This is a genomic window from Mesorhizobium sp. ESP-6-2 (assembly GCF_020164675.1).
GTDB lineage: Bacteria > Pseudomonadota > Alphaproteobacteria > Rhizobiales > Rhizobiaceae > Mesorhizobium.
In genome coordinates, this window is record NZ_JAIUGT010000003.1 from 291,110 (window position 1) to 316,164 (window position 25,055).

Annotated in this window: 25 protein-coding genes; 12 read left to right on the forward strand and 13 right to left on the reverse strand. The window is 63.3% G+C overall.

Annotated elements, in window-relative coordinates; translation table 11 throughout:
- Window positions 1–17: 17 nt before the first annotated feature.
- Complete coding sequence (locus LB532_RS10975) at window positions 18–164, forward strand: hypothetical protein (RefSeq protein ID WP_140560567.1); 147 nt, start codon at window positions 18–20, stop codon at window positions 162–164.
- A 27-nt stretch (window positions 165–191) separates the two neighbouring features.
- Here LB532_RS10975 and LB532_RS10980 read toward each other — a convergent pair whose 3' ends face one another.
- Window positions 192–425: a DUF982 domain-containing protein gene (locus LB532_RS10980; protein WP_246670991.1), complete on the reverse strand. Its 234-nt coding sequence runs from the start codon at window positions 423–425 to the stop codon at window positions 192–194.
- 130 nt (window positions 426–555) lie between these two features.
- Window positions 556–1,221: a GntR family transcriptional regulator gene (locus tag LB532_RS10985; RefSeq protein ID WP_140637790.1), complete on the reverse strand. Its 666-nt coding sequence runs from the start codon at window positions 1,219–1,221 to the stop codon at window positions 556–558.
- 117 nt (window positions 1,222–1,338) lie between these two features.
- Between LB532_RS10985 and LB532_RS10990 the strand changes: the two genes are divergently transcribed.
- The gene (locus tag LB532_RS10990; protein ID WP_140637789.1) at window positions 1,339–2,592 is read left to right on the forward strand and encodes a multidrug efflux MFS transporter; all 1,254 of its coding nucleotides are present in this window, start codon (window positions 1,339–1,341) and stop codon (window positions 2,590–2,592) included.
- A gap of 36 nt (window positions 2,593–2,628) precedes the next feature.
- Entirely contained in the window at window positions 2,629–2,994 is a 366-nt protein-coding gene (locus tag LB532_RS10995) for a DUF423 domain-containing protein (protein WP_140637788.1), read from the forward strand.
- 15 nt (window positions 2,995–3,009) lie between these two features.
- Here LB532_RS10995 and LB532_RS11000 read toward each other — a convergent pair whose 3' ends face one another.
- Entirely contained in the window at window positions 3,010–3,159 is a 150-nt protein-coding gene (locus LB532_RS11000; RefSeq protein WP_181169239.1) for a hypothetical protein, read from the reverse strand.
- 64 nt (window positions 3,160–3,223) lie between these two features.
- The gene (locus LB532_RS11005; RefSeq protein WP_181169238.1) at window positions 3,224–3,367 is read right to left on the reverse strand and encodes a hypothetical protein; all 144 of its coding nucleotides are present in this window, start codon (window positions 3,365–3,367) and stop codon (window positions 3,224–3,226) included.
- A gap of 164 nt (window positions 3,368–3,531) precedes the next feature.
- Here LB532_RS11005 and LB532_RS11010 point away from each other — a divergent pair, with 164 nt between their 5' ends.
- Entirely contained in the window at window positions 3,532–4,608 is a 1,077-nt protein-coding gene (locus tag LB532_RS11010) for a LacI family DNA-binding transcriptional regulator (RefSeq protein WP_140637787.1), read from the forward strand.
- 15 nt (window positions 4,609–4,623) lie between these two features.
- On the opposite strand, the gene LB532_RS11015 is transcribed toward LB532_RS11010, so the two are convergent.
- Window positions 4,624–5,802, reverse strand: coding sequence for an OpgC family protein (locus tag LB532_RS11015; RefSeq protein WP_140637786.1), 1,179 nt, complete (start codon window positions 5,800–5,802; stop codon window positions 4,624–4,626).
- 201 nt (window positions 5,803–6,003) lie between these two features.
- Here LB532_RS11015 and LB532_RS11020 point away from each other — a divergent pair, with 201 nt between their 5' ends.
- Window positions 6,004–6,663, forward strand: coding sequence for an alpha/beta hydrolase (locus LB532_RS11020; RefSeq protein WP_140637785.1), 660 nt, complete (start codon window positions 6,004–6,006; stop codon window positions 6,661–6,663).
- Window positions 6,664–6,700: 37 nt separating this feature from the next.
- Here LB532_RS11020 and sthA read toward each other — a convergent pair whose 3' ends face one another.
- On the reverse strand, window positions 6,701–8,089 hold the full coding sequence (gene sthA, locus LB532_RS11025; protein WP_140637784.1) for a Si-specific NAD(P)(+) transhydrogenase: 1,389 nt from the start codon (window positions 8,087–8,089) through the stop codon (window positions 6,701–6,703).
- A gap of 201 nt (window positions 8,090–8,290) precedes the next feature.
- Between sthA and LB532_RS11030 the strand changes: the two genes are divergently transcribed.
- From LB532_RS11030 to LB532_RS11040, 3 genes are all read left to right on the forward strand, one after another.
- Entirely contained in the window at window positions 8,291–8,761 is a 471-nt protein-coding gene (locus LB532_RS11030; protein ID WP_140637783.1) for an RDD family protein, read from the forward strand.
- Between the two features lie 138 nt (window positions 8,762–8,899).
- Window positions 8,900–9,664 carry an arginyltransferase gene (locus tag LB532_RS11035; protein WP_140494092.1) on the forward strand — a complete coding sequence of 255 codons (765 nt, stop codon included), beginning with the start codon at window positions 8,900–8,902 and terminating at the stop codon, window positions 9,662–9,664.
- 126 nt (window positions 9,665–9,790) lie between these two features.
- Window positions 9,791–10,687 (forward strand): DMT family transporter, encoded by an 897-nt coding sequence (locus LB532_RS11040; protein ID WP_140637782.1) that lies wholly within the window; start codon window positions 9,791–9,793, stop codon window positions 10,685–10,687.
- On the opposite strand, the gene LB532_RS11045 is transcribed toward LB532_RS11040, so the two are convergent.
- Both LB532_RS11045 and parC read right to left on the reverse strand, forming a co-directional pair.
- Window positions 10,675–11,874: an AI-2E family transporter gene (locus LB532_RS11045; protein WP_140637781.1), complete on the reverse strand. Its 1,200-nt coding sequence runs from the start codon at window positions 11,872–11,874 to the stop codon at window positions 10,675–10,677. The genes LB532_RS11040 and LB532_RS11045 overlap by 13 nt on opposite strands.
- Window positions 11,875–12,122: 248 nt before the next feature.
- On the reverse strand, window positions 12,123–14,375 hold the full coding sequence (parC, locus tag LB532_RS11050) for a DNA topoisomerase IV subunit A (protein ID WP_140637780.1): 2,253 nt from the start codon (window positions 14,373–14,375) through the stop codon (window positions 12,123–12,125).
- A 312-nt stretch (window positions 14,376–14,687) separates the two neighbouring features.
- On the opposite strand from parC, the gene LB532_RS11055 reads away from it, so the two are divergent.
- On the forward strand, window positions 14,688–15,878 hold the full coding sequence (locus LB532_RS11055) for a hypothetical protein (protein WP_140637779.1): 1,191 nt from the start codon (window positions 14,688–14,690) through the stop codon (window positions 15,876–15,878).
- Window positions 15,879–16,002: 124 nt separating this feature from the next.
- Here LB532_RS11055 and aspS read toward each other — a convergent pair whose 3' ends face one another.
- A complete protein-coding gene (gene aspS, locus LB532_RS11060) occupies window positions 16,003–17,793 on the reverse strand; it encodes an aspartate--tRNA ligase (RefSeq protein ID WP_181169275.1) in 1,791 nt (596 codons plus the stop codon).
- 179 nt (window positions 17,794–17,972) lie between these two features.
- Window positions 17,973–18,809 carry a LysR family transcriptional regulator gene (locus tag LB532_RS11065; protein WP_318011216.1) on the reverse strand — a complete coding sequence of 279 codons (837 nt, stop codon included), beginning with the start codon at window positions 18,807–18,809 and terminating at the stop codon, window positions 17,973–17,975.
- 136 nt (window positions 18,810–18,945) lie between these two features.
- On the opposite strand from LB532_RS11065, the gene LB532_RS11070 reads away from it, so the two are divergent.
- The 3 genes from LB532_RS11070 (at window position 18,946) to rnd (ending at window position 22,409) form a co-directional block, all read left to right on the forward strand.
- A complete protein-coding gene (locus LB532_RS11070) occupies window positions 18,946–19,842 on the forward strand; it encodes a DMT family transporter (RefSeq protein WP_318011217.1) in 897 nt (298 codons plus the stop codon).
- A gap of 96 nt (window positions 19,843–19,938) precedes the next feature.
- A complete protein-coding gene (locus LB532_RS11075; protein WP_140637776.1) occupies window positions 19,939–21,183 on the forward strand; it encodes an MFS transporter in 1,245 nt (414 codons plus the stop codon).
- A 74-nt stretch (window positions 21,184–21,257) separates the two neighbouring features.
- Window positions 21,258–22,409, forward strand: coding sequence for a ribonuclease D (rnd, locus tag LB532_RS11080; protein ID WP_140637775.1), 1,152 nt, complete (start codon window positions 21,258–21,260; stop codon window positions 22,407–22,409).
- 30 nt (window positions 22,410–22,439) lie between these two features.
- Here the strand turns inward: rnd and LB532_RS11085 are convergent, their stop codons facing one another.
- The 3 genes from LB532_RS11085 to guaB are packed head-to-tail and all read right to left on the reverse strand — an operon-like array spanning window position 22,440 to window position 24,971.
- Window positions 22,440–22,859 (reverse strand): MAPEG family protein, encoded by a 420-nt coding sequence (locus LB532_RS11085; RefSeq protein WP_140637774.1) that lies wholly within the window; start codon window positions 22,857–22,859, stop codon window positions 22,440–22,442.
- Window positions 22,860–22,888: 29 nt separating this feature from the next.
- The gene (locus LB532_RS11090; protein ID WP_140637773.1) at window positions 22,889–23,518 is read right to left on the reverse strand and encodes a hypothetical protein; all 630 of its coding nucleotides are present in this window, start codon (window positions 23,516–23,518) and stop codon (window positions 22,889–22,891) included.
- The gene (gene guaB, locus LB532_RS11095) at window positions 23,469–24,971 is read right to left on the reverse strand and encodes an IMP dehydrogenase (RefSeq protein ID WP_140494114.1); all 1,503 of its coding nucleotides are present in this window, start codon (window positions 24,969–24,971) and stop codon (window positions 23,469–23,471) included. The genes LB532_RS11090 and guaB overlap by 50 nt, the downstream gene beginning before the upstream one ends.
- Window positions 24,972–25,055: the final 84 nt, after the last annotated feature.

Below are 25,055 nucleotides of genomic sequence, written 5' to 3' on the forward strand. Positions count from 1 at the left end.
GCAAAAAAGGAGCCGCTATGGCACGAGCACCAAATTACGATCAGGAACGCAAGGAACGCGATCGCCAGAAGGCGGCCAAGAAGGCCGAAAAGCTGGCGGCCAAGGCTGCGGCGCGGGAGCGTCAGAAACCCGAGACTGACGCCGAGACTGAAACAGAGGAATGACGGCGCGCGGCGGCAATCCGGCCTGGATCAGGCCGGCGCCTTGTCGCTGACGAAGACGTCCACTTCACGCGCCGCCGCGATAAAGGCGCGCCTTGCGTTCATGGCCGGCTTGTCGCCGGCCAGCGCATCGTGGCAGGCCTGCAGCGCCGCGCGATGCTTGGGAGTGCGCTTCCCGGGCCAGCTGTTCATGAGATAGTCGGAAGCCTCGCGGGCCGAGCGTAAGAGCTGTGTACTTCCCGCCGTGACTGATTTGACGGTCACGGGTACTTCAAATCGGTTGTTTTCCATCGCCCGGTCCTACGCCATCGGCGTCCACGAAGCGAGGCCGAAAGTGGGGCTCGGGGCCGGCGGTCCTTTTTTCGGCGGCGAGTGGCCTGCCCTGCAGGCTGCATTATGCCGCCACGACGGCGAATCCCCTGGCGCGAAGGCCGCGGCGATCATTGGCCAGCGACGTCAACAGACGGTCGCGACTGCCGACGATATGCTCTGAGAGCAAGCGCCCGGCTTCCTGTGCATCGCCGCTCCGCACGGCGGCCAGGATGGCGTGATGTTCAGCCCACGCGCGGCCAAGGGCCGCTCCATCGCGTACCTCCAGCCAACGGGCGCGCGAAAGCCTGGTCATCGCATCGCGGACGGCCCGAAACAGGAATTCATTGCCGGACAGTCGCGCCAGCTCGATGTGGAAGTCCATGCCGACGCGATGCCATTCCTCGCGCGGAGTGTCGTCGTCGCAGGAGACGAGCATAGCCTCGACGACATCGACGGCGCTTCTGTCGGCAAGCCCGCATGTCAGCCGCAAGGCCGCGACCTCGACCGCTTCGCGGTAGACCGCGATCTGCTCGAGTTCGGTCAGGTTGATGGGCGAGACCGTCCAGCCGCGCCCGTCCCTGCCGACCAGCCCCTCGGTTTCGAGCCGCAGCAACGCAGCCCTGACCGGCGTACGCGAGGCGCCGAAGCGGCTTTCGATCCAGCGCTCGGTGAGTTTCTCACCCGGTCCGATCTCAAGTCCAAGGATCATCTCGCGGAGCTGCCGTTCGACGTTGTGCATCTGCGACATCGTTGTTGCCTTTTCACGTGCGCATTGACAGCGGTCGGGCTGTGGGTCCATGACGGATACCGACTTGGTATCCCAAAATGGTATCCACAACAATCCCCTGACACACGCAGGCACGACATGACGCAGAACGACACGGACCAGGGCGGCTACAACATCCACTGGCGGCGCAATCTTGCCGTCTGCTTCGCGGGTTCGTTCAGCACGCTCATCGCCATGACCCTGCTCTTGCCGTTTCTGCCGCTCTATGTCGAGCAACTGGGCGTCGAGGGCCATGCGGCGATCGTGCAATGGTCGGGCATCGCCTATGGGGCGACCTTCTTCGCGGCGGCCCTCGTTGCGCCGTTATGGGGACGGCTCGGCGACCGCTACGGCCGGAAGCTGATGCTGGTGCGCGCCTCCTTCGGCATGGCGATCTGCATGTCGCTGACCGGAATGGTCGAGACGGTCTGGCAATTGGTGCTGCTGCGCCTGCTGATCGGCTTTGCCGGCGGCTATTCCTCCGGCTCGACGATATTGGTGGCCATGCAGACGCCGAAGGACCGCTCCGGCTGGGCGCTCGGTGTCTTGTCCGCTGGCATCACGGCAGGCTCGCTGGTCGGCCCCTTGCTCGGCGGCGCGCTGCCGCCGGTAATCGGCATCCGCGCGACCTTTCTGTTGTCCGGCGGCGTCATCTTCCTTGCCTTCCTGGCCACGACATTCCTGATCAAGGAGAACCAGCGCCCGCAAGCAAGCAAAGCCGCGACGGCGGCAAAGCCGAAGAGCGGCTGGTCGCAAATTGCCGACAAGCGTCCGGTCGTGGCCATGCTGACGACCGGCATGCTGCTGGCCTTCGCCACCATGTCGATCGAGCCGATCATCACTGTTTATGTGCAGCAGCTGATCGAGGACCAGAGCCGGGTGACGCTCGTTGCCGGCGTGGTGATGTCGGCTGCCGCCCTTGGCGCAATCCTGTCGGCGTCATGGCTTGGCAGGCTCGCCGACCGCGTCGGTCATTGGAACGTCGTCGTCGGCGCGCTGGCCGTGTCGGCGCTGCTGCTCATTCCGCAGGCCTTCGTCACCGACGGCTGGCAACTGATCGGGCTGCGCTTCCTGATGGGCCTGGCACTCGGCGGTTTGCTGCCTTGCATCACCAGCGTCATCCGCCACAACATTCCCGACGGCGTCGGCGGCAACGTGCTCGGCCTTTCGATCTCGGCCCAATATGTCGGCCAAGTCGCCGGACCGCTTGCCGGCGGTTTCGTCGGCGGCCATTTCGGCATGCGGGCGGTGTTTCTCGGCACGTCGGTGCTGATGGCGCTCGGCGCGGTCTACAACTGGATTGTCCAGGCGCGGCGGACGCGGCATATGTTGATGGAAGCGGGCAAGCCCTGACAAGCTGCCCAGCCGATCAAGCGAAGGAGCGTCGACATGAACCTGGCCGAAACGACCGGCAGCCGTCTGCTTGTGCTCGCCGCCGGCATCGTGGGCGCGGCGGGGGTGGCGCTGTCGGCGGCCGCCGCACATCTCGGCGGTGCCTTCACCGGTACGGCGGCATCCTTCCTGCTGATGCACGCACCGGCGTTTCTGGCCGTCGGTCTCCTCGACGCGAATCGCCCGCTGCGGATAGCCAGCCTAGTGCTGCTCGCCGGGCTCGTGCTTTTCACGGGCGATCTTCTCGCTCGCGATTTTCTCGGATCGAGGCTGTTTCCGATGTCGGCGCCGATCGGAGGCACCCTGCTCATCGCAGGCTGGCTGGCCATAGCTGTCTCCGCCGTGGTGCGTCGGCGACCCTGAGATGGGCGGCCGGTTTCAATCCCGGCGACGTTCAAGTCGGATCCAAAGATCGCGGTTGCGCGCCGAGAGCTTCGCGCGGCGCGGCGCCTCTGGCCGCTCCGCGGCCGGGCCGATGCCCCAATAATTGCGATAGATGTCGTCGAACAGATGTTTCAGGGGATGCATGGCTCTTCTCCTCTTGATTTGAATTGAATCGATCCAATCAGCCGGCGCGAAAAATTCACGCCAGTCAGCTCCGCTTACGCGCCACCAGGAAGCGCAGATCGCGAATCCACGGGCTTGTTCCGCCGCGGCGCTTGGACTTTTTGGCGGCCGCCCCGATGCTCCAGTCGCTGCGGTAGATGTCTTCGAAAAGATAGTTGACCGGATGCATGGCGCACCTCCCATCTAGGTTTGATCCAACAGGCAAATCTGAGTTGGATCGATTCAACGATAGGCTTATGGAAGCCGTCGGTCAAGCAAAATTTGAATCGATCCAACGAAAGTGCTAGATGCAAATCGGGAACGTGCTAAATGCATATCAGGAGGCACGCACAAATGGCGTCACTCACCGCAGGCAATCGACGACCCGTCCGGCTGGCCGACATCGCCAAGGCCGCCGGTGTTTCGCATGGCACTGCCTCCAATGTCTTCAGCCGCCCCGAGATCGTGCGCGAAGAAGTCCGCGAACGCGTTCGCGCGACGGCCGAGGCGATGGGCTATGCCGGCCCCGACCCCAAGGGCCGCCTGCTGCGGGCAGGCAAGGTCAACGCCATCGGCGTGGCCACCGCGGAGCCCCTCTCCTATTTCTTCGAGGATCCCTTCGCGCGCGTGATGATGGCGGGCATCTCGCAGGCCTGCGATGCGACCGGGGCCGGCATATCGTTAGTCTCGGCCGCCAACACCGAACAGCTTGCCTGGAACATCCAGAGCGCCCTTGTCGACGGCTTCATTGTCTTCTGTATCGAAGGCGGCTCGCGCCTCGTCGAATTGGCGCGTGAGCGCAAGCTGCCCTTCGTGGCGCTCGACCTGGATTCGGAGGATGGGTCCGTCGCGGCGATCGGCGTCGACAACATCGCCGGCGCCGGCCTGGCGGCACGTCATCTTACGGATCTCGGGCATCGCCGCTTTACCGTGCTGGCGCTGCCTTTCGCCGATGGCAGGACAGGCCTCATTTCGCCCGAGGAGCTTCGCGCCGCAGCCTATGCGGGGACACGCGATCGCCTCACCGGTTATTTCCGGGAGCTTTCGCGGGTTGGCATCGACACGTCCAAAGTGCCCGTCTACGAAACCGCCAACGATGCCGCTACTACAAAGGCGGGGCTGGAAACGATCTTTGCTTCCGGCGAGCCACCCACGGCCATCCTGGCGATGTCGGACAGAATGGCCTTGGCAACGCTTGAATGGCTGAGCGCGCGAGGGCTGAACGTCCCCCATGATGTTTCAGTCATCGGTTTCGACGGCGTTCCCGAAGCAGGGTTGTCCGAGCCACCATTGACCACGGTCGCACAGCCGATCGCCGAGATGGGCCGGCTTGCGGTCAAGGCGATTCTTGAAAGCGACGGCAAGGTCAGCCGGCAATTGTTGCCGGTCGAACTGATCGTGCGCGCCTCCTCGGCTCCGCCGCGCCGCTGAATCGGCTCGCCGACCTCAGCGGTTGGCTCTTGCCACGACCGAGATACCGAAAGACGCCTGGACGGGCTTGGCGTCCTTTTGCGTCGTCGTGGCTTTCCCCGAACCGCCGATGGTCGACAACCATTCGAGATAAAAAGCGAGCGCGAACTGCATGGCGATGCCGGCGGCGAGCAACAGGCTGTCATAAGTGAGGCCGCCGGGATTGATCAGTTTCATCACCTGGGCAACCATGGCGATCAGCGTGCCGGCGATGAACACCGGCAGCGAGCGCTTGCCGAGTATCGCCAGCGGATGGTCGGGGCCGGTGCGAAACAGGTTCGAGACCACAGGCAGTGCCACCACCAGATAGCTGACCGCCAGGATGTGCAGCAGCCGCGGGAGCGACAGGAATGTCTTGTCGAAGCCGGTCAGCACCACCGGCAAGTCGAACCAGGTCACCTGCCCCCAAAGCGGACTATGCACCCATGCCAGCGCGGCCAGCACATAGGCCGCGGCGGCACCGGTCAGCCAACGGTTGACTGGAATGACGCCGCCGCGCCTGACATGCAGCATGGCGGCAAGGCCGATGTTGAACAGGAACTGCCAGGACAGCGGATTGAGGAACCACAGGCCGGGCTCGGGATAGTTCGGCGGGGCGATCTGCCAGATGCCGGCTACAAGCCATAGCAGGCCGGACACGGTCAGCGCTGCAAGCGGCCTGTAGCTGATGAACAGCAAGAAGGCCGGCGCCAGCAAAAGCAGCACCGCGTAGACCGGCAGGATGTTGTTGTAGCCGAGCTGGTGGCCGAGCGTGACGATGCCGACCAGCACCTCGGGCGTGTTCCTCATCAGCGGTTCGATGTTGATCAGCTTCAGCAGTTCCGGCCGCCGGCCGAACACCGCCGCGGCACAGAACAACGCCATTACCACCATCGTGGTGACGATATGAGCGATGTAGAGCACGCCGGCCCGCCGCCACATTTTCAGCGTCGCGAGCAGCCGGCCTCCCGGGCGGAACTTCGTGCCATAGGCGAGCGCGACCGAAATACCCGATATCAGCACGAAAGCCTCGGCCGCATCCGAAAAGCCGAAATTCTTGTAGGTCAGGGTCTCGAAAGCCGTGCCCGGCACATGGTCGACGAAGATCGTCAGCAGCGCGAGCGCACGCAACACATCGATGCGCGTATCGCGCTCGGTTGGAACTGGGGTGGTCATCGACAAAAGGCCTCAAAGCTGGTTGTTCATGCCCAGCAATGCGACCCCCGGCGCACCGCTTCGATTCCTCCGCGATGGAGTATATCGGCGCAGAAACGGACTGAAATGCGCCCGGTTCAATCAACTTTCGCGGAGCATGAAAATATTGCGTTTTGAAGCCGGCAAATTGAGTGAAATGAAATGTAATCAAAAGGATACGGCATGAGCGATCCAAGCGTCGAAAACAGCCCGCCGCGGCTGGATCTGGCCTTCCCCTATCGCTTCTTCGGATCCGGCGGGGCCAGCGACGAATGCCTGTTCCTGCTGCATGGATCAGGTGTCGACGAGACGACCCTGGTGCCGCTGGCGAGGCAGATCGCACCGCATGCCTGCCTGGTCGCCGTGCGTGGCCGCATCGTCCAGGACGACGGCTTCCGCTGGTTCGAGCGGATCACGCCGACCAGCTTCGAGCAGGCCAGCATCCGCCGCGAGACGGCCGCTTTCGCACGCTTCATGGCCGAAGCCATGAAGCGGCACCGCATCGATCCGAAGCGCACGGCTTTCCTCGGCTATTCCAACGGCGCCAATCTGGTTTCCAGTCTGATGCTGCTCAACCCTGGCCTTGTCGGACGGGCGGCGCTGCTGCGGCCGATGCCGGTGCTGGACGAGACGCCAGCAACCGACCTGACCGGTATCAAGGCCTTGATCATCGCCGGCGCCGCCGACCTGACTTACGGACCCTTCGCGCCGGCGCTGGTGACGCTGCTCAGCCAGCGCGGTGCCGCGGTCGATGCGCGCATCATCGCGTCCGGTCACGAGATCGGCGATCCCGATGCCGCAATCGTCCGGCAATGGCTCGGCTCGCCCGCACCTGTCGCCTGAGGAACCGGCAAAACGCCCTTCGCTGACAGCAGCAGGATCAGCCCTGCCCCATCCTGTTCCAGGCGTCCAGCCCGGCGATCTTGTAGGCCTCGGCCAGCGTGGGATAGTTGAATGTATTGTTGACGAAGAAGTCGACCGTGCCACCCAGATTGATCACCGCCTGGCCGATGTGGATCAGTTCGGTGGCGCCCTCGCCGACGATATGCGCGCCGAGCAAGCGGCGTGTCTCGATCGAGAACAGAAGCTTCAGGAAGCCGGTGTTGACGCCCATGATGTGGCCGCGCGAGGTCTCGCGGAAACGCGCCACGCCAACCTCGTAGGCGGCGCCGCTCTCGCGCACCTGCTCCTCGGATTGGCCGACGGTGGAGATCTCGGGCACCGCGTAAATGCCATAAGGAAAGGTTTCCGGCGGCGGCGGCAAGGTCACGCCGAAGGCATGGCAGGCGGCCACACGGCCCTGCTCCATCGAGGTGGAGGCCAGGCTCGGAAAGCCGATCACGTCGCCGGCGGCGTAGATGTTGGGCACGCTGGTCTGGAAGGTATGCGGATCGACCTTGATGCGTCCCCTGGAGTCAGCCTCGATGCCGACCGCGTCGAGGCTGAGGCTACCGACATTGCCGGTGCGGCCCGCGGCGTAGAGCACGATCTCGGAACGTATGGTGCGCCCGTCGGCCAGCGTGACCTCTGCATGGTCGGGCCTGGAGGCAATCTCCTTCACGGCGCTTCCCAGCCGGATGGTCATGCCGCGGTCGCGCATCTGGTGGATGAAGTCGTCGACGATCTCGCGGTCGACGAAATCGAGGATCGTGTTGCGCGGCTCGACCAGCGTCACCGGCACGTCGAGTGCCGAAAAGATCGTCGCGTATTCGACCCCGATGACCCCGGCGCCGATGACCGTCAGCGTTCGCGGCAAGCGGTCGAGCTCGAGCATTTCGTCACTGTCGAACACGCGGCTCTTGTCGAACGGCACGTCGCCCGGCCGGTGCGGCCTCGTGCCGACGGCGATCAGCGCATTGGCGAAGCCGACCTCACTGTAGTCGCCATTGTCCGATGTCAGGCTGACCCTGTTGGGCCCGAGAAATTTCACCTCGGCGCGGGCGCTCTTGACCGTGTTGCGCATGAACTGGTGCTGCAGCACCTCGACCTCGTGATCGAGGGTCTTGTGCAGGCGCTCGACCAGGTCTCCGACCGAGATGTCCTGCTTGACCCGGTAGCCGCGCCCATAGAAGCCGCGCTCACGCCAGCCCGAGAGATTGAGCACGGTTTCGCGCAGCGTCTTCGACGGAATGGTGCCGGTGTGCACGGAAACGCCGCCCAGGCGCCGCCCCCTGTCGACGACCAATACCGATTTGCCTAGTTTGGCCGATTGTACGGCGGCACGACGGCCGGAAGGGCCGCTGCCAATGACCAGCATGTCGTAATCCATCCTGCCCGTCCCTGCCCCTTGGCGCTTTTGGTGCGCCGCAACAAGCTAACGCCATGTCAGGCGCGAATTCAACCGGCCCGCCGGCCGCTTCGCCCGCCTTGCCTACCGGCAAAGGCTCGATCTTGATTCCGCCATCAGCCTTTACCATTTTCCCAGCAGGTGGGGCGCAGGCTAAGCAGGCCCCTGTTACGAGGAAATGACATGAACGCTCGCGTTCTCGACGGCGAAATCATCAACACCAGGCTCGACGACGTCAGGGCCTATGAAGGCGTACGCACGCGGCGTGTCCTGGCGGTCATGATCGACTATGTCATTGTCGCGCTGCTCACCATCCCTGTCGCCATATTGGTGTTCTTCCTCGGGCTTTTGACCCTCGGCCTTGGCTGGATGCTGTTTGGCGTCCTGGTCCCGGCCGTCGCGATCCTCTACATCTGGAACACGCTTGGCAGCGCCGACCAGGCGACCACGGGCATGAAGATGATGGGCATCCGGCTCGATCGGCTCGACGGCAGGCCGATCGACGGGCTCACGGCAGTGGTCCATTCTGTGCTGTTCTGGGCCGGCAACGTCATCCTGTCGCCGCTGGTGCTGCTGGTGACGCTGTTTGCCGATCGCAAGCGCACGCTGCACGACCTGCTGCTCGGCACGGTGGTCAGCCGCACCAGCCGCTGAGGCGCATTTTCGCAAGCATCGCCGCGGCGTCGGCGCAAATGTGAAGGCGTCCGCATGGCCACGCCTTCACAATCCTGTTGAATTTTTCGCTTTCCGCGCCAAAGGTAGAGCGATTCGAAGGAGTGTTTCCGAGACTCGATGACGCAGCACCCGACCCAGTCGCCGCAGTTCTTCCTGACCGCGCCGTCGCCGTGCCCCTATCTCGACGGCCAGTTCGAGCGCAAGGTGTTCACGCATCTGGTCGGCGACAAGGCGTCGGAGATGAATGATCTCCTGACCCAAGGCGGGTTCCGCCGCTCCCAGAATATCGCCTACAGACCGGCCTGCGAAACCTGCCGCGCCTGCGTCTCCGTGCGCATCCTGGCGCAGGAATTCGTCGCCAGCCGCAACATGAAGCGCGTGCTGCAGCACAATTCCGATCTCGTCGGCGCGATGCACAATGCCGAGCCCTCGACCGAACAATATTCGCTGTTCCGCAGCTATCTCGATGCTCGCCACCGCCGCGGCGGCATGTCGGACATGACGGTTCTGGACTACGCCATGATGGTCGAGGACACCCATGTCGACACCAAGGTCATCGAATATCGCCGGCGCGGACCCGATACCTTCATCACTGGCAAGGGACAGGGCGAGCTGATCGCGGTGGCGCTCACCGACAAGATGGCCGACGGCCTGTCGATGGTGTATTCCTACTTCAATCCCGACTTCGAGGAGCGGTCTCTCGGCACGTTCATGATCCTCGATCACATCGCTCGCGCCAGGGCGATGGGGCTGCCCCATGTCTACCTGGGATACTGGGTCAACGGCTCGCGCAAGATGAATTATAAGATGCGCTTCATGCCGCAGGAGCACCTCGGCCCGAAGGGCTGGGAGCGCTACACCAACGAAGCGGTCTCACGCTGAGTTTTTCCAAGATCCACGTTTAACTGTTTCAACGCAGGGGATGCTGGTCTTTCAGCCGCTTGGCGGGAGAGTGCGTCATTGCGCCGATCGGCTGTCCCATCTGTATTTCATTACGAAAGTTTGCAAATGACGTCCCACAGCGACCACCAGAAGGGCCTTCTGATAACCGCCATTGGCGGCCTGACGCTGACCCTCGACATTCCGCTGATCCGCCTCGCCGATGGCGGCGCATGGACGATCCTGCTCTTGCGCGGGACCGCCACCTTCATCGCGGCAATGATCATCTGGGCTATCTGGCGGGCGTTGAGCCGAAACGCGCCGCAGCTCATTCCAGGCTGGTCGGGACTTGCGGCCGCGATATGCTACGGGCTGACCTCGATCACCTTCGTCACCGCCGTCTTCTACACCTCGACCGCCGACCTGGTGTTCATCCTGGCCTTCAACACCGTGTTCGCCGCGCTATTGTCCTGGTTGTTTCTCCGCGAAAAGCCGCGGGCGGTGACGCTCGCGGCGATGCTGGTCATGATCCTCGGCGTGCTGGTAATCGTCGGCGGATCCGTCGGCACCGGACACCTGTTCGGCAATTTCATGGCGTTGTGTTCGGCCTTCTTCATTTCCGTGGCCATCACCATTTCGCGGGCCAGCGGCAAGGACATGGGCTTCACGGCGCTCGTCGGGGTGGTTCCGTCGCTCCTGCTGGCGGCTTTCATGGTGTCAGGTGAAGGCGTCCATGTGAGCGCGCCCTGGTGGATCATCTTTAACGGCGCCGTGATCATGCCGATTTCGTTCTTCTGCCTGGCGGCAGGCCCCAAATACATCTCCGGACCGGAGGTGGCGATGTTCTACCTTCTGGAGACCGTGCTGGCACCGGTGTGGGTATGGCTGATCTTCTCCGAAACGCCGTCACGCAACAGCCTGATCGGCGGCGCGATCCTGATCGTCACATTGGTGGTTCATTCGGTGTGGCAGCTGCATGACGGACGCAGGCGCCGCGCCGCCCTTGCGGTGCGTCATCCAGCCTGAATCTTCTTCGCCTCGCCGTCAATCTCGATCAGCGACGGCGAGCCTTCCTGTTCCGGGGAGGCGGGCATCTCGTCCATCATCTCGACCTCGCGCAGCCATTCGCGCCAGATCGCCACCAACAGCGCCATCAGCACCGGGCCGATGAACAAGCCGAGAAAGCCCATCGTCTTGACGCCGCCGATCAGGCCGAAAAAGGTCGGCAGGAAGGGCAGTTTTATCGGCCCGCCGACGAGCTTCGGTCGCAAGGTCTTGTCGACGATGAACAGTTCGACCGTCCCCCAGATGAACAAAGCCAGGCCGGCCACCGGTGAGCCGCTGGCAGCGAGATAGATCGAAACCAGCGTGAAGGAGAGCGGTGCCCCGCCGGGAATCAGCGCCATGACGCCGGTCAGGGCGCCAAGCGTCACCGGCGACGGCACGCCGGCCAGCCAGTAGGCGATGCCCAGCACCAACCCCTCGCCGATGGCAATAACGGTCATGCCGGTCACGGTCGAGGAAATGGTCGCCGGCACGACGCGCGAGATACGCTCCCACCTCGTCGGCAGGATGCGCTCGCCGAGCCGGTCGACCTGGCCGGCGAAATGCTCGCCGTCGCGATAGGCGAAGAACAGCGCGATCATCATGAACAGAAGCGTCAAAAGCAGGCCAAAGGCGCTGCCGCCGGCGGCAAGAACGCCGCGATAGATGCTGCCGATATTGGCGCCGCTGACCAGTTGGATCAGTTCGCCAATGCCGCCGGGATGGCCAAGATTGGTCGTCCATTGCTGGTTCAGCCATTCTCCCACGACAGGCAGCGTGGCGATCCAGTGCGGCGTCGGGGCGCCGTGCCGGTTGGTCTCGATCGCCCAGCCGACCCATTCGCGCACCTCGTTGATGGCGTAGGTGCCCGCGAGCGCGATCGGTATCACCAGGAAGGCAAGGATGAACAATATGGCGAAGGTGGCGGCGATGGTGCGGTTGCCGCCGACACCGGCCAAAAGCCGCCGGTAGAGCGGCCAGCTCGCGAAGGCGATGACCAGCGCGGCCAGCACCGGGAACAGGAAGCCGTGGAAGAAATAGACGCCGGCGGCAACGATCAGCACCAGCAGCCAGCGCGCCGCCGAGAGCGGTGGGATGACGGCGGCTCTGAGCGGCGTCGACAGACCGAACAGGCGCTGCCCCGGTTTCTGGATCTTCGCTTCCTTCAAACGCTCGTCTCTCCCCGCCCATCCCGCTGCTTATGCACTGATATAGTGCAGCAATCGTGACGATAGTCCAAATGAGTGGGTAGCGTCTCTTCCTTTTCCCCTTGTGGGAGAAGTTGGCCGGGCGAAGCCCGGTCGGATGAGGGGTGTTCCAGGGAACGCCAACGCCTCACTCCGCTGGAACACCCCTCAACCGTCTCGGCGCTGCGCGCCGATCCACCTTCTCCCACAAGGGGAGAAGGAAGAGGGCGCTACCCAAATTTCCCCGTCCTCGGGAAACCCTTCGGCACCATGCGGCCGGCCGAAGCGCGGGCGCCGATCCATTCGGCCAATTCCTCGCGTGACCTGGTAAAGGTACGGTCGGCCGAATCCTGCCAGGAAAGGCCGGTCTCCAGCGTGAACGGCTTGAGATCGAGAAGGCCGCCATCCTTGTATTTCTGCAGCCGCACGCCCTTGCCGCGGCTCATTTCCGGAATGTCGGACAGCGGAAACACCAGCATCTTTCGGTTCTCGCCGACGATAGCCAGATGATCGCCGCCAACCGGCACGCAGCGCTTGGCTTCGTCGGGCGCCTTGACGTTCATCACCTGCTTGCCCTTGCGGGTGTTGGCGACGACCTCTTCCTCGGGCACGATGAAACCGTTGGCGTCATGCGAGACCAGCAGCAATTTGCGCTTCGGATCGTGGACGAAGGCCGTGACGATGTCCTGGTCATTGTCCATGTCGACGATGATGCGGATCGGCTCGCCATGGCCGCGCCCGCCGGGGAGCCGATCGGCGCCGATAGTGTAGAATTTGCCGCCGGTGGTGAACACCAGGATCTTGTCGGTCGTCTGCGCAGGGAAGGCGAGTTTCAGGCTGTCGCCTTCCTTGAATGCAAGCTGCGAATGATCGGTCAGATGACCCTTCATCGCCCGCAGCCAGCCCTTTTCCGAAACCACCACGGTGACCGGCTCGCGCTCGATCATGGCATGCGCGATGTCGGTCAGGTCATGCTCGGGCGCATCGGCGAACTGGGTGCGGCGCTTGCCGAGCTCGGTCTCGGGGCCGAATTTGTCCCGCAGGCTCGCAACCTCCCACTTGATCGTCCCCCATTGCTTGGCTTCGGACGCAAGCAGCGCCTCGATCTGCTTCTTTTCGGCGGTGAGGCCGTCGAATTCCTTGCGGATCTCGAACTCTTCCAGCTTGCGCAGGGCGCGCAGGCGCATGTTGAGAATGGCTTCGGCCTGGGTGTCGGTGAGCGACCAGCGGGCCATCATGACCTGCTTGGGTTCATCCTCCTCGCGAATGATCTTGATCACCTCGTCGATATTGAGATAGGCGATCAGGTAGCCGGCAAGGATCTCCAGCCGTCTTTCGATCTCGCCGAGACGGTGTTTCGAGCGGCGGATCAGCACGTCGCGGCGATGCTCGAGCCATTCCTGCAGCACGCCTTTCAGCGACAGGACGTTAGGCACCTTGCCGCGCGACAGCACGTTCATGTTGAGGGGAAAACGGCTTTCAAGCTCGGTGAGCTTGAACAGCGACTCCATCAGGATACCGGGATCGACGGAACGGCTCTTGGGCACCAGCACGACGCGGATGTCCTCGGCGCTTTCGTCCCTGATGTCCTCGAGCAGCGGCAATTTGCGAGCCATCAGGAGCTCGGCGATCTTCTCGATCAGCCGCGCCTTCTGCACGCCATAGGGGATTTCGGTGACGACGATGCTCCAGGTGCCCCTGCCCTGGTCTTCCTGGCTCCATTTTGCCCGCACGCGGAAGCCGCCGCGACCGGTTTCATAGGCTTCGAGGATGGAGGCTCGGCTGTCAACGATGATGCCGCCGGTCGGGAAATCCGGGCCTTGGACGAAATCCATCAGCTTGGCCACCGGCGCGTCCCGATGCTCGATCAGGTGAAGAGCGGCGTCGCAAAGCTCGGCTGCGTTGTGCGGCGGGATCGATGTCGCCATGCCGACCGCGATACCGGACGAGCCGTTGGCCAGCAGGTTGGGGAAGGCGCCAGGGAGCACCACCGGCTCCTCGTCCTCCTCATTGTAGGTCGGCCGGTAGTCGACGGCATCCTCGGTGATGCCCGCGAGCAGTTCGGTCGCCACATCGGTCATGCGCGCTTCGGTGTAGCGCATGGCGGCGGCGTTATCGCCGTCGATGTTGCCGAAATTGCCCTGGCCGTCGACCAGGGGGTAGCGCATCGAGAAATCCTGCGCCAATCGCACCAGCGCGTCGTAGATCGACTGGTCGCCATGCGGGTGGAACTTGCCCATAACCTCGCCGACGATACGGGCGCATTTGGCGAAGCCCTGGTCGGGGTTGAGGCGCAGCAGGCGCATGGCGTGCATGATGCGGCGATGGACCGGCTTCAGCCCGTCGCGGACATCGGGCAGCGCCCGGTGCATGATGGTCGACAGCGCATAGGCAAGATAGCGCTCTTCCAGCGCCTTCTTCAGATCGACCGGTTCGATGTGATCGCCGCCACCATTGTCAGGCGGCAAAAGCCTTTTTCCCATGGGCTGGAACTAGCCGAGCGGGCGATTCGCGGCAAGAGGGCAAGCCTTGAAGCGGGTGCATGCCCTGCCCTGCAACACGAGCCGCAAGGCAAGCCCGCCAGCCAACATCAATCCGTTACATGCCGTCTCTATTGCGAAGCGCGACGACGCTCGGCGGCCCGATCTCCAGCGTGTTCGGATCGGATTTGCCTTTCGCTGCGATTTTTGACCATTGTGGCGGGATGCGCCTTTTTCCCGTCCAGTTCGTCACTGAAGGGTGATGGCGCCAAAAATTGAAAAATAATTTTCAGGACACTCGCAGGGGCATTCGCGATGACAATCAAACGCTCGACTCTCAGGAAATTCGCCTTTTCGACCTTCTTGCTCACACTGCCGCTGAACGCGGCGCTCGCCCAGGACACCGCGGTCGCCGACCGGCTGAAGGCGGCGCTTGCCGCGCAGGGCGTCGATATTTCCTGGACCGGCGTGACCGGCGACAACGCCAGCATGGTGTTGCAGGGCGTATCCATCAAACCGGGTGCGGAAAAAGAGGCCTTTGCGATCGGCGACGTCAAACTCGAAGGCGTGACCGAAGCCAATGGCGGCTATGATATCGCAACCGTGTCGACCTCGGCATTCGAACGTAGCAAAGACGGCGTCACCCTCAATTTGAGCCCCCTCGTCATCCATGACATGACGGTTCCGGCCGATGGCGCCACAGGCCCGCTGGGCTCGCTGATGATGTACAAGTCCGCCGAACTGTCGAACATGACGGTCAAGGTCGCCGACAAGACGGCCTTCTCTATGGATGGGCTTGCCATCCAGATCACGCCGCCGGCGGACGGCAAGGCGATGGAATTCACCGGCACCACCGAGAAGTTCAATGCCGACCTGACGCTGGTCGAGGATCCCAAGTCGAAGGAAGTCATCAACGCACTCGGCTACCAGAACATTGCGGGCAATTTCGAGATGGCCGGCACCTGGCAGCCCACGGACGGCAAGATGGAGCTGTCGAAATACAACATTTCGGTCGAGAATGCCGGCACGCTCGGCATGACCTTCGATCTCGGCGGTTACACGCTCGACTTCATCAAGTCGCTGCAGGAAATGCAGAAGAAGATGGCGGCACGGCCCGAAGGCGCCGACAATTCCGCACAAGGCATGGCCATGCTCGGGCTGCTGCAGCAGCTTTCTTTCAACAGCGCCTCGATCCGCTTCGACGACGATTCGCTGACCAACAAGGTGCTGGACTATGTCGGCAAGCAGCAAGGCATGTCGGGCAAGGACATCGCCAACCAGGCCAAGGCGATCGTGCCGTTCGGCATGGCACAGCTCAACAATCCCGAGCTGACGGCGCAGGTAACGGCGGCGGTCGGCAAATATCTCGACGACCCGAAGAGCCTCGAAATCTCGGCCAAGCCGCCGGCGTCGGTGCCGTTCGCGCTGATCATGGCGGGCGCCATGTCCAATCCAGCCGACCTGCCGAAGACGCTCGGCGTCACCGTCAAGGCCAACGAAGACTGATCGAAGCGACCTCGACTTGCTTCAGGATACGAAAAGCCCGGCAGCGATGCCGGGCTTTTGTCTGGGATTCTCAAATCGAACGAGTCGCTTCGGAGGGTTCTTTAAAGCGCCGTCCGAAGCGCCATCACGCCTCTTTCTTGATCGGCGCGACACGCAGCGACAAGTCGCGAAGCTGCTGCGGCGTGGCTTCCGACGGCGCATTCATCAACAGGTCGTAAGCCTGCTGGTTCATCGGGAACATGGTGATCTCGCGCAGGTTCTTGGCTCCCACCAGCAACATCACCACCCGGTCGATGCCGAACGCCGCTCCGCCGTGCGGCGGCGCGCCGTACTGGAACGCACGGTAGAGGCCGCCAAAGCGTTCCTCGACGGTCTGGCGATCCAGGCCGACCATCTCAAAGGCCTTGACCATGGTTTCGGGCAAATGGTTGCGGATGCCGCCCGAGGCGATCTCGAAGCCGTTGCACACGGCGTCGTACTGGAATGCCTTGATGCCGAGCGGCTCCTGGTTGTTGAGGGCGTCGATGCCCCCCTGCGGCATCGAAAACGGGTTATGGGCGAAATCGATCTTCTTCTCGTCCTCGTTCCACTCGAAGAACGGAAAGTCGACGATCCAGCACAGCTCGAAACGGTCGCGGTCTACAAGGTTCAGTTCCTCGCCGGCGCGGGTGCGAGCAGCGCCCGCGAAGGAGACGAATTTCCTGGGATCGCCGGCGACGAAGAAGGCGGCATCGCCATCGGCAAGGCCCAGTTGAAGACGGATCGCCTCGGTGCGCTCCTCGCCGATGTTCTTGGCAAGCGGACCCGCGCCTTCGATTTTCTCGCCTTCCTTGCGCCAGAAGATGTAGCCCAATCCGGGCTGCCCCTCGCCTTGCGCCCAGCTGTTCATGCGGTCGCAGAAGGCACGGCTGCCCCCGGTCCTGGCCGGAATGCCCCAGACCTCGGCCTTGGGATCGTTGGCCAGGATGTTGGCGAAGACCTTGAAGCCGGAATCGCGAAAATGGTCGGAGACCGCCTGCATCTCGATCGGGTTGCGCAGATCCGGCTTGTCGGTACCGTATTTGCGCATCGCAACATCATAGGGAATGCGCGGCCAGTCCTTTGTGACGGGCTTGCCGTTGGCAAAGGCCTCGAAGACCGATGTCATCACCGGCGCCATGGTGGAAAGCACGTCATCCTGCTCGACAAAGCTCATTTCGAGGTCGAGCTGGTAGAATTCGCCGGGCAGGCGGTCGGCGCGCGGATCCTCGTCGCGGAAGCAGGGGGCGATCTGGAAATAACGATCGAAACCCGAGACCATGATCAGCTGTTTGTACTGCTGCGGCGCCTGCGGCAGCGCATAGAAGGTGCCGGGGTGAATGCGTGACGGCACCAGGAAGTCGCGCGCGCCTTCGGGCGACGATGCGGTGAGGATCGGCGTCGAGAATTCGGTGAAGCCGACCTCGCCCATGCGCTTGCGCATCTCGGCGATGATCTTCGTGCGCGCCACGATGTTCCTGTGCAGCGTCTCGCGACGCAGGTCGAGGAAACGGTATTTCAACCTGATGTCCTCCGGATAGTCCGGCTCGCCGAACACCGGAAGCGGCAATTCCTTGGCCGCCGAAAGCACTTCGATCTCGCGCGCGAAAATCTCGATCTCGCCGGTCGGCAGGTTGGCATTGGTGGTTTCAGGCAAGCGCGCCTTGACCTCGCCGTCGACGCGGATCACCCACTCGCCGCGCACCGTCTCGGCGATCTTGAAGGCCGGCGAATCGGGATCGGCGACGATTTGGGTCAGGCCATAGTGGTCGCGCAGGTCGATGAACAGCAGGCCGCCATGGTCGCGCACGCGATGCACCCAGCCCGACAGGCGAACGGTCGAGCCGACATCGCTCTTCCTCAACTGGGCACAGGTATGGCTGCGGTAACGGTGCATTGTCATGGGCAAAAGTCCGGGATGTTGGGTTGCCGGCCGAAGCATCGCGGCCCGGCCTGAAAAATTTGCGCGAAAAGCGCATGGGAGGCCCGGTTTGTCAAGGCGAGTGGGCGGAGGACCAGGGCAACGAACCCGGGTTAACGGGTTCTTTCGGAGCGTTCGCCGGCGCGCAGGTCGCCCTATGAACCAAGGCTCGACAGCCGCAGGCGACGCGCGAGGTGATCGACGACCAATGCGGTGCTTGCGGAGGATGTTGCGGCCTGATGAAGGCGGATCTCCGCCCCGGGCAGCGGCGGCACATGAGGGCCAGGATGGACATCGCGCAGGCCGGGCGCGAGCATGCTGCCCTTGACCACGGTAACCGCAAGGCCCTGCTCGACGATCGCCTCCGTCGCGGCAAGGCTCGGGCTGACATAGGCCAGTCGCCACGGCCGGCCCGCTCTGTCGAGCGCCTCAACCGCCCACGCGCGAAACAAGCAATCGGGGTCGGACAACGCGACGGGCAGCGGGTCGAGTTCCTCGACAGAGTGGGTCCTCGCCGCCGCCCATATCGCCCTTTCGCGGCATATCAGATCGCCCTCGGCCGCACCTTCCGGATGCATGGCGATGACCGCGTCAAATGATGAGCCGAGCCGTTTCAGCAGCCGCGCGGTGAGGCCGATCTCCATTTCCACCTGCATGAGCGGGAATCGCACGGCGATTTCGGCGAGAAGGCGCGGCAGGATCTTGGTGCCGTAATCCTCCATGACGCCGATCCGGATGCGTCCCGCCACCCGTTGGTTGGAGACACGGGCAATCGCCTGCTCGTTGAGTGCAAGAATGCGGCGCGCATCGATCAGAAACCCCTCGCCGGCGGCTGTAAGCTCGACATGGGCCGTCGAGCGACGGAACAGCGAAATGTCGAGGCGCTCTTCAAGGCGCTTCACCTGCAAGCTGACGGTGGCTTGCGTTCGATTGAGCTGCTCGGCCGCTCGTGTGAAAGAGAGCCGCTCGGCAACGACGACGAAAGCCCGCAACAATTCCGGATCGAGACTCCGACTGCTCATAGCGCAAGCTTATCAAGCTCATTGCGTTTATTCGATTCCTTTTATCCGGTTTGCCCGATACCGCTGGGCTCCGATCTGCAGGGGGGAAGGGATGGAAACTGGAGGCGTGCTCGCGGCGATTCTCTCCAGCGCCTTTGGCGGCACCGCCGTCGGTGCAACGCGCTATCTCGCGCGTTCGCTGGATCCGCTCACCATCGGCGCGATCCGGTTCGGGGGTGGTTTTCTGGTGCTCGCCGCCGTAGCGCTTCTGCGGCGGGACAAGTGGCCTGCGAAAAGCGATTGGCCGGGCGCCGCCGCATTGGGCCTGCTGTTCTTCGGCCTATTCCCCGTGCTCTTCAACGGAGCCCTTGTCTACACGACGGCGGCGCGAGGAGCTCTGGCGCTTTCGACGCTGCCCGTGCTCACCATGCTGGCAGGCGCGGTTCTGGGGATCGAACCGCCGACGACGCGCAAGATCGTCGGCGTTCTGGTCGCGATGGCCGGAGTGGCTGTCGCGCTTGGCAGCAGCCTGACGACAGCTCCCCAAGGCGCATGGCGCGGAGACCTCCTGATGATCGCGGCGGCATTCTGCATGGCGCTCTACAATGTCTGGTCGCGACCTTTTCTCACGCGCTGCTCGCCGACATCATTCGCCGCGTCTGGCATGGCCGTCGGTACGGCCTGCCTGTTGGCGCTGTCGACTTTGACTGGAGGCTTGCCGCGACTTGCCACGCTTGACGCGTCTCAATGGGTTGCCAGCGGATACCTGGCCGTAATTTGCGGTGCCCTGATTTTCTTCCTCTGGGCGTTCGCGCTTGAACGTGCGGCGCCAACGCTGGTTGCCGTTTCGGTTGCCGTGAATCCCGTGACGGCATCGATCTTCGGCGCCGTCTTTCTCGGGGAGCAAATCAATGCAAACCTGATTATCGGGCTCATCGCGGTCCTCGCGGGAATAGCCATCGCGTCGGGAGCAGCCGGGCGGTTCGCCGTGGGACGTCGAGGACGCAGGCGCCGACTTCCTTGAACGGAAAGGCGGACACATCCTGTTCGCGCGGGGAATTGCCGCTGGCATTGACGGAAGCGATGGTTCAAGAAGGGATCACAGACATGTGATCGCCTAATGTCCTCCATCCGTCCGCTGATCCCGCTCCTCATCGCCGCAGGCATCCTGCTCGGCGGCAATGGGCTGCAAAGCACGTTGATCGCGCTGCGCGGCGCGCAGGAAGGTTTTTCGGCTTCCGACATCGGCCTGATGGGCACGTTCTATTTCGCCGGCTTCCTGCTCGGCTGTCTGGCCGTCACCCGCATCCTGAAGGCGGTCGGTCACGTCAGAACCTTCTCGGCGCTGGCCGCGGCCGCCTCGGCCGGCACATTGCTCCTGGTTCTGGTCATCGACCCGGTGATGTGGTGCGCGGTGCGCTTTGCCGGCGGTTTCTGCTTCGCCGGCCTGTTCACTGTGATGGAGGCCTGGCTCAACTCCGGGGTCAGCAACAAGGATCGCGCCCGCGTGCTTGCCATCTACCGCATGGTCGACATCGGCTCGGTCACCGGCGCGCAGTTCCTCATCCCGATCTTCGGCGCGGGCGGCTTCGCCATCTTCGCCATCATGTCGATGATGATCACGCTGTCGCTGGTGCCGGTATCGCTGGGCGATCGCTCCAATCCGACGCCGCCGGAAGACGTCAAGCTCGACCTGGCGCGCGTCTGGCGGATCTCGCCGCTCGGCTGTTTCGGCTGCATCGCCGTCGGCGTCACCAACAGCGCGTTCCGCACGCTGTCGCCGGTCTATGCCGAGCAGATCGGCATGTCTGTCGCCGATGTCGTCACCTTCGTCAGCGTCGGCATATTCGGCGGCGCTCTCATCCAATACCCGTTGGGCTATCTCTCCGATCGCTGGGACCGGCGCTCGGTGCTGCTGGCGACGACCTGCTGCGCCATGCTGGCAGCGCTGGCGCTTGCGTTCGTGGCGGGAGCCGATCCGTTTCTCAATTTCCTCATCATCTTCATCTTCGGCTGTTTCGCCATGCCGCTCTACTCGCTGTCGGCGGCGCACTCCAACGACCGCGCCGGAGCGGGCGAGTTCGTTCTGATCAACGCCGCCTTGATGCTGTTCTATTCCTTCGGCGCCATTGGCGGCCCTTTCGCCGCATCGACGGCGATGCAGTATTTTGGCCCGAGCGCGTTGTTCGTGTTCAGCGCCCTGGTCTATGCGATCTTCATCGCGGTCATCCTCTATCGGATGCGGGCGCGGTCGGGCGTGCCGGCTGGCAAGCGCAGCCGCTTCACCGCGCTTTTGCGCACCTCGACGGTTTTCGCCCGGCTGGCGAGAAGAAACGGCGATCCGGACGGGACGGACGGACCGTGACGCAGCGCCAAAGCTTGACGAAAGCCTTTCCGGCTGAAATCTAGGAAGACCCTACTCCTGCCAAAAGCGATTTGATGCACGTCATCACCACCCAAAAAGAACTCGAGACCGTTCTCGCCGCTTTCGAAAAATCGGATTTCGTCACCGTCGACACCGAATTCATCCGGGAGACGACCTTCTGGCCGATCCTGTGCCTGATCCAGATGGCAGCGCCCGGAATAACGGCGCTGATCGATCCGCTGGCGCCAGACATCGACCTGAAGCCGTTTTTCAGGCTGATGGCCAACGAAGCTGTGGTCAAAGTCTTCCATGCCGCGCGGCAGGACATCGAAATCATCGTCCATCTCGGCGATCTCGTTCCCCATCCGGTGTTCGATACCCAGGTTGCGGCGATGGTCTGCGGATTCGGCGACAGCGTTTCCTACGATCAGCTCGTGCAGCGCGTTACCGGCGCGCGGCTCGACAAGTCCTCGCGCTTCACCGACTGGCGCCACCGGCCGCTATCCGAAAAGCAGCTCGACTATGCGCTGGCCGACGTCACCCATCTTATCGAGGTCTACCAGCATCTCAGCGCCGAACTGGAGCGAGAGAACCGCGCCCACTGGCTGAACGAGGAGATGGACGTCCTGACCTCGCGCGAAACCTACGATCCGCACCCCGAGGATGCCTGGAAGCGGCTGAAGATGCGGCTGCGCAAGCCGCAGGAGCTGGCGATCGTGCAGGCCGTGGCGGCATGGCGCGAGCGCGAGGCACGCGAACGCGACGTACCCCGCGGCCGGGTGCTCAAGGACGATGCGATCTATGAGGTGGCGCAGCAGGCGCCGCGCGACGCGGCCGCGCTGGCCAAGTTGCGCACGACACCGAAGGGCTGGGAGCGCTCCTCGACCGCGGCGGCGCTGCTCGGCGCGGTCAACACCGCACTAGCCCTGCCCAAGGAGCAATTGCCGAAGCTGCCGAAGAGTTTTCAGCCGCCCGAAGGATCGAGCGCCGCCGCGGAGCTGTTGAAGGTGCTGCTCAGGATAGTGGCCGAAAAGCAAGGCGTCGCATCGAAGGTCCTGGCTTCCAGCGACGACATCGACCGCATCGCCGCCGAAGGCGAAGCCGCCGACGTGCCGGCGCTGCAGGGCTGGCGTCGCGCCGTGTTCGGCGAGGCGGCGCTGAAGCTGGTGCGCGGCGAGATCGGCATCAAGTTCGACAAGCGCAAAATAGCGGTGTTCGATTTGTAGGCGGAGCGCCCCAACAAAGGGGAGTACTGCTCAAACCACCCGGAGCAGGTGCAGCGCGAACCAGATCCAGCCCAGCAAAAGAATCACTGCCCCCAGGGAGAAAGACCGGCTGCGCAGGAGCAGATTGTTGCTGGTCAGGTGAACCCAGGCATGAAAATAGCGGGTCGCGACAAAGATCCACATCAGGGCCAAGGTCAGATAGTTGACGCCGTTGGTCAGGTGCAACATCAGGCACAGCACATAGAAAAGCACCGGCAGTTCGAACTGGTTGCTGAGGTTACTGGCAACTGTCACGCAGGAGGCCGGCTCGGTCGAGCGCGCCTTGTACTGGCTGACTTGGGCTTCGCCCGATTGAATGGCGACATATCTGCGCCGGGCCATGACGCCATAGACGATGTAGACCAGCAACACGTGCGCGAGAACAGGCCAGAAAATCGATGTCTGGTTCATGAACCCTCCCCGCCCGGTGCCGAGTCAGATCAATTCTGTTTCTGACCCGCCAGCCAGAAGACGGCGATGACGATCACCGGAATTGCGAGCAGCGCGAATTTGGTGACGATCAGCGCCGAGACGAGAGCCAGGGAATCGGGATTGGCCGACAGGAAATCCGACAGAAGGCGGGCCACGGCGATGTTCTGGGCGTAGTTGGCGATCGTGTAGGGCAGCACCAGTATCAGTGCGAAGATCGATTGTATCTGGCCCGGAAGCACGCGGAAATTCCTCAACCGCCTTCCCGTTGCCAGGATCAGGCTGACCAGCGTCACCGACAACAGCGCGGGGAACAGAAGATCGAAGGTCAAATAGTGCCAGACCAGGATGATCTCGCCGCCGCGCCGGCCGAGCGCCGTCAGCCAGGCCATGCCTTCGTCCGGCGTGAAGCCGAAAACGCGCATGTCGAGCGACGGCAAACCGCCGCTCAACTGGCGGAAATAGAAGAATTCCATGAGCGTCATGGCGATGAAAACCGCCACCGATGCGGTGCAAAGGGCGGCAGCGTGGCGCGATAGCCGCAGGATGGTCGCGGCCAGATTGCGCCAGAACGTGTCCTGGTCGGGCCGATCAGGCTCCGCCGGGATAGTTGGGGCTTTCGCGGGTGATCGTGACGTCATGGGCGTGGCTTTCACGAAGTCCGGCGTTGGATATGCGCACAAAGGTGGCGCGTTCGCGGAAATCGGCAAGGTCGCGGCCACCGACATAACCCATAGCGGCTTTCAGGCCGCCTGCAAGCTGGTGCAGCACGCCAGACACAGGTCCTTTGTAGGGAACCTGCCCCTCGATGCCTTCCGGCACCAGTTTCAGCGTGTCGCGAACCTCCGCCTGGAAGTATCGGTCGGCCGAGCCGCGCGCCATGGCGCCGACCGAACCCATGCCGCGATAGGCCTTGAAGGAGCGGCCCTGGTGCAGATAGACCTCCCCCGGGCTTTCATCGGTGCCGGCAAGCAGCGAGCCGATCATGGCGGCACTGGCGCCGGCGGCAAGCGCCTTGGCCAGATCGCCGGAATATTTGATGCCGCCATCGGCGATCACCGAGGCGCCCGATTTGTGCGCGGTCTCCACCGCCGACATGATGGCCGAAAGCTGCGGCACGCCGACGCCGGCGACGATGCGGGTGGTGCAGATGGAGCCGGGGCCGATGCCGACCTTGACGGCATCGGCGCCGGCATCGATCAGCGCCTGGGTGCCCTCGGCGGTGGCGACATTGCCGGCCAGGATGCGCACCGAGTTGGACAGTTTTTTCGCCCGCGTGACAGCGTCAAGGACGCGCTGCGAGTGACCATGCGCGGTGTCGATGACCAGAAGGTCGACGCCTGCCTCTATCAGGCGCTCGGCGCGCTCGAAACCGTCGTCGCCGACGCTGGTGGCGGCGGCCGCGCGCAGACGTCCCTGTGCGTCCTTGGTGGCGTGCGGGTTGAGCTGCGATTTCTCGATGTCCTTGACGGTGATCAGGCCGACGCAATTGCCCTGCTTGTCGACGACGACGAGCTTTTCGATGCGGTGCTGATGCAGAAGCCGCTTGGCCTCGTCCTGATCGACATTCTCCTTGACCGTGATCAGGTTCTCACGGGTCATCAATTCATAGACCTTCTGCGCCGGATCGGAGGCGAAGCGCACGTCGCGATTGGTCAGGATGCCGACCAGCCGCCCGCTCTTGTGCCCGCCGGAGCCGCCATTCTCGACCACCGGAATGCCCGAGATCGAGTAGGTGCGCATCAGTGACAACGCGTCGGCCAGCGTCGCGTCGGGACCTATGGTGACCGGGTTGACCACCATGCCGGATTCGAATTTCTTCACCTGCCGCACCTGCTCGGCCTGCTCGGCCGGCGAGAAATTGCGGTGAATGACGCCGATGCCGCCGGCCTGCGCCATGGCGATGGCAAGCCTTGCCTCCGTGACGGTGTCCATGGCCGCCGACAGGATCGGCACGTTGAGGTCGATGTCGCCGGCAATCCGGGTGCGGATGTCGGTCTGGCCGGGCATGACTTCGGAATGGCCGGGCTGCAAAAGCACGTCGTCAAAGGTCAGCGCCAGCGCGCCGGTGGACGTTTCGATGATTTTTGCCATGGCCAGCCCTTTGAATGCGGAAAAAGCGCTGGACCAGGATGGACAGCGCGACTCTCTTCTTCCCTTTCAGGATTGGCGGTGGCT

Bases quoted from the DNA above. Each gene is read 5' to 3' on its own strand.
- guaB (WP_140494114.1), bottom strand. From the start codon at position 24,971: ATGGCAAAAATCATCGAAACGTCCACCGGCGCGCTGGCGCTGACCTTT.
- parC (WP_140637780.1), bottom strand. From the start codon at position 14,375: ATGGGAAAAAGGCTTTTGCCGCCTGACAATGGTGGCGGCGATCACATC.
- LB532_RS11090 (WP_140637773.1), bottom strand. From the start codon at position 23,518: ATGACGTCACGATCACCCGCGAAAGCCCCAACTATCCCGGCGGAGCCT.
- LB532_RS11020 (WP_140637785.1), top strand. From the start codon at position 6,004: ATGAGCGATCCAAGCGTCGAAAACAGCCCGCCGCGGCTGGATCTGGCC.
- LB532_RS11005 (WP_181169238.1), bottom strand. From the start codon at position 3,367: ATGCATCCGGTCAACTATCTTTTCGAAGACATCTACCGCAGCGACTGG.
- LB532_RS11085 (WP_140637774.1), bottom strand. From the start codon at position 22,859: ATGAACCAGACATCGATTTTCTGGCCTGTTCTCGCGCACGTGTTGCTG.
- LB532_RS11040 (WP_140637782.1), top strand. From the start codon at position 9,791: ATGACGTCCCACAGCGACCACCAGAAGGGCCTTCTGATAACCGCCATT.
- rnd (WP_140637775.1), top strand. From the start codon at position 21,258: ATGCACGTCATCACCACCCAAAAAGAACTCGAGACCGTTCTCGCCGCT.
- LB532_RS11055 (WP_140637779.1), top strand. From the start codon at position 14,688: ATGACAATCAAACGCTCGACTCTCAGGAAATTCGCCTTTTCGACCTTC.
- LB532_RS11010 (WP_140637787.1), top strand. From the start codon at position 3,532: ATGGCGTCACTCACCGCAGGCAATCGACGACCCGTCCGGCTGGCCGAC.
- LB532_RS10975 (WP_140560567.1), top strand. From the start codon at position 18: ATGGCACGAGCACCAAATTACGATCAGGAACGCAAGGAACGCGATCGC.
- LB532_RS11075 (WP_140637776.1), top strand. From the start codon at position 19,939: ATGTCCTCCATCCGTCCGCTGATCCCGCTCCTCATCGCCGCAGGCATC.
- aspS (WP_181169275.1), bottom strand. From the start codon at position 17,793: ATGCACCGTTACCGCAGCCATACCTGTGCCCAGTTGAGGAAGAGCGAT.
- LB532_RS11035 (WP_140494092.1), top strand. From the start codon at position 8,900: ATGACGCAGCACCCGACCCAGTCGCCGCAGTTCTTCCTGACCGCGCCG.
- LB532_RS10990 (WP_140637789.1), top strand. From the start codon at position 1,339: ATGACGCAGAACGACACGGACCAGGGCGGCTACAACATCCACTGGCGG.
- LB532_RS10985 (WP_140637790.1), bottom strand. From the start codon at position 1,221: ATGTCGCAGATGCACAACGTCGAACGGCAGCTCCGCGAGATGATCCTT.
- LB532_RS11000 (WP_181169239.1), bottom strand. From the start codon at position 3,159: ATGCATCCCCTGAAACATCTGTTCGACGACATCTATCGCAATTATTGG.
- sthA (WP_140637784.1), bottom strand. From the start codon at position 8,089: ATGGATTACGACATGCTGGTCATTGGCAGCGGCCCTTCCGGCCGTCGT.
- LB532_RS10995 (WP_140637788.1), top strand. From the start codon at position 2,629: ATGAACCTGGCCGAAACGACCGGCAGCCGTCTGCTTGTGCTCGCCGCC.
- LB532_RS11015 (WP_140637786.1), bottom strand. From the start codon at position 5,802: ATGACCACCCCAGTTCCAACCGAGCGCGATACGCGCATCGATGTGTTG.
- LB532_RS11030 (WP_140637783.1), top strand. From the start codon at position 8,291: ATGAACGCTCGCGTTCTCGACGGCGAAATCATCAACACCAGGCTCGAC.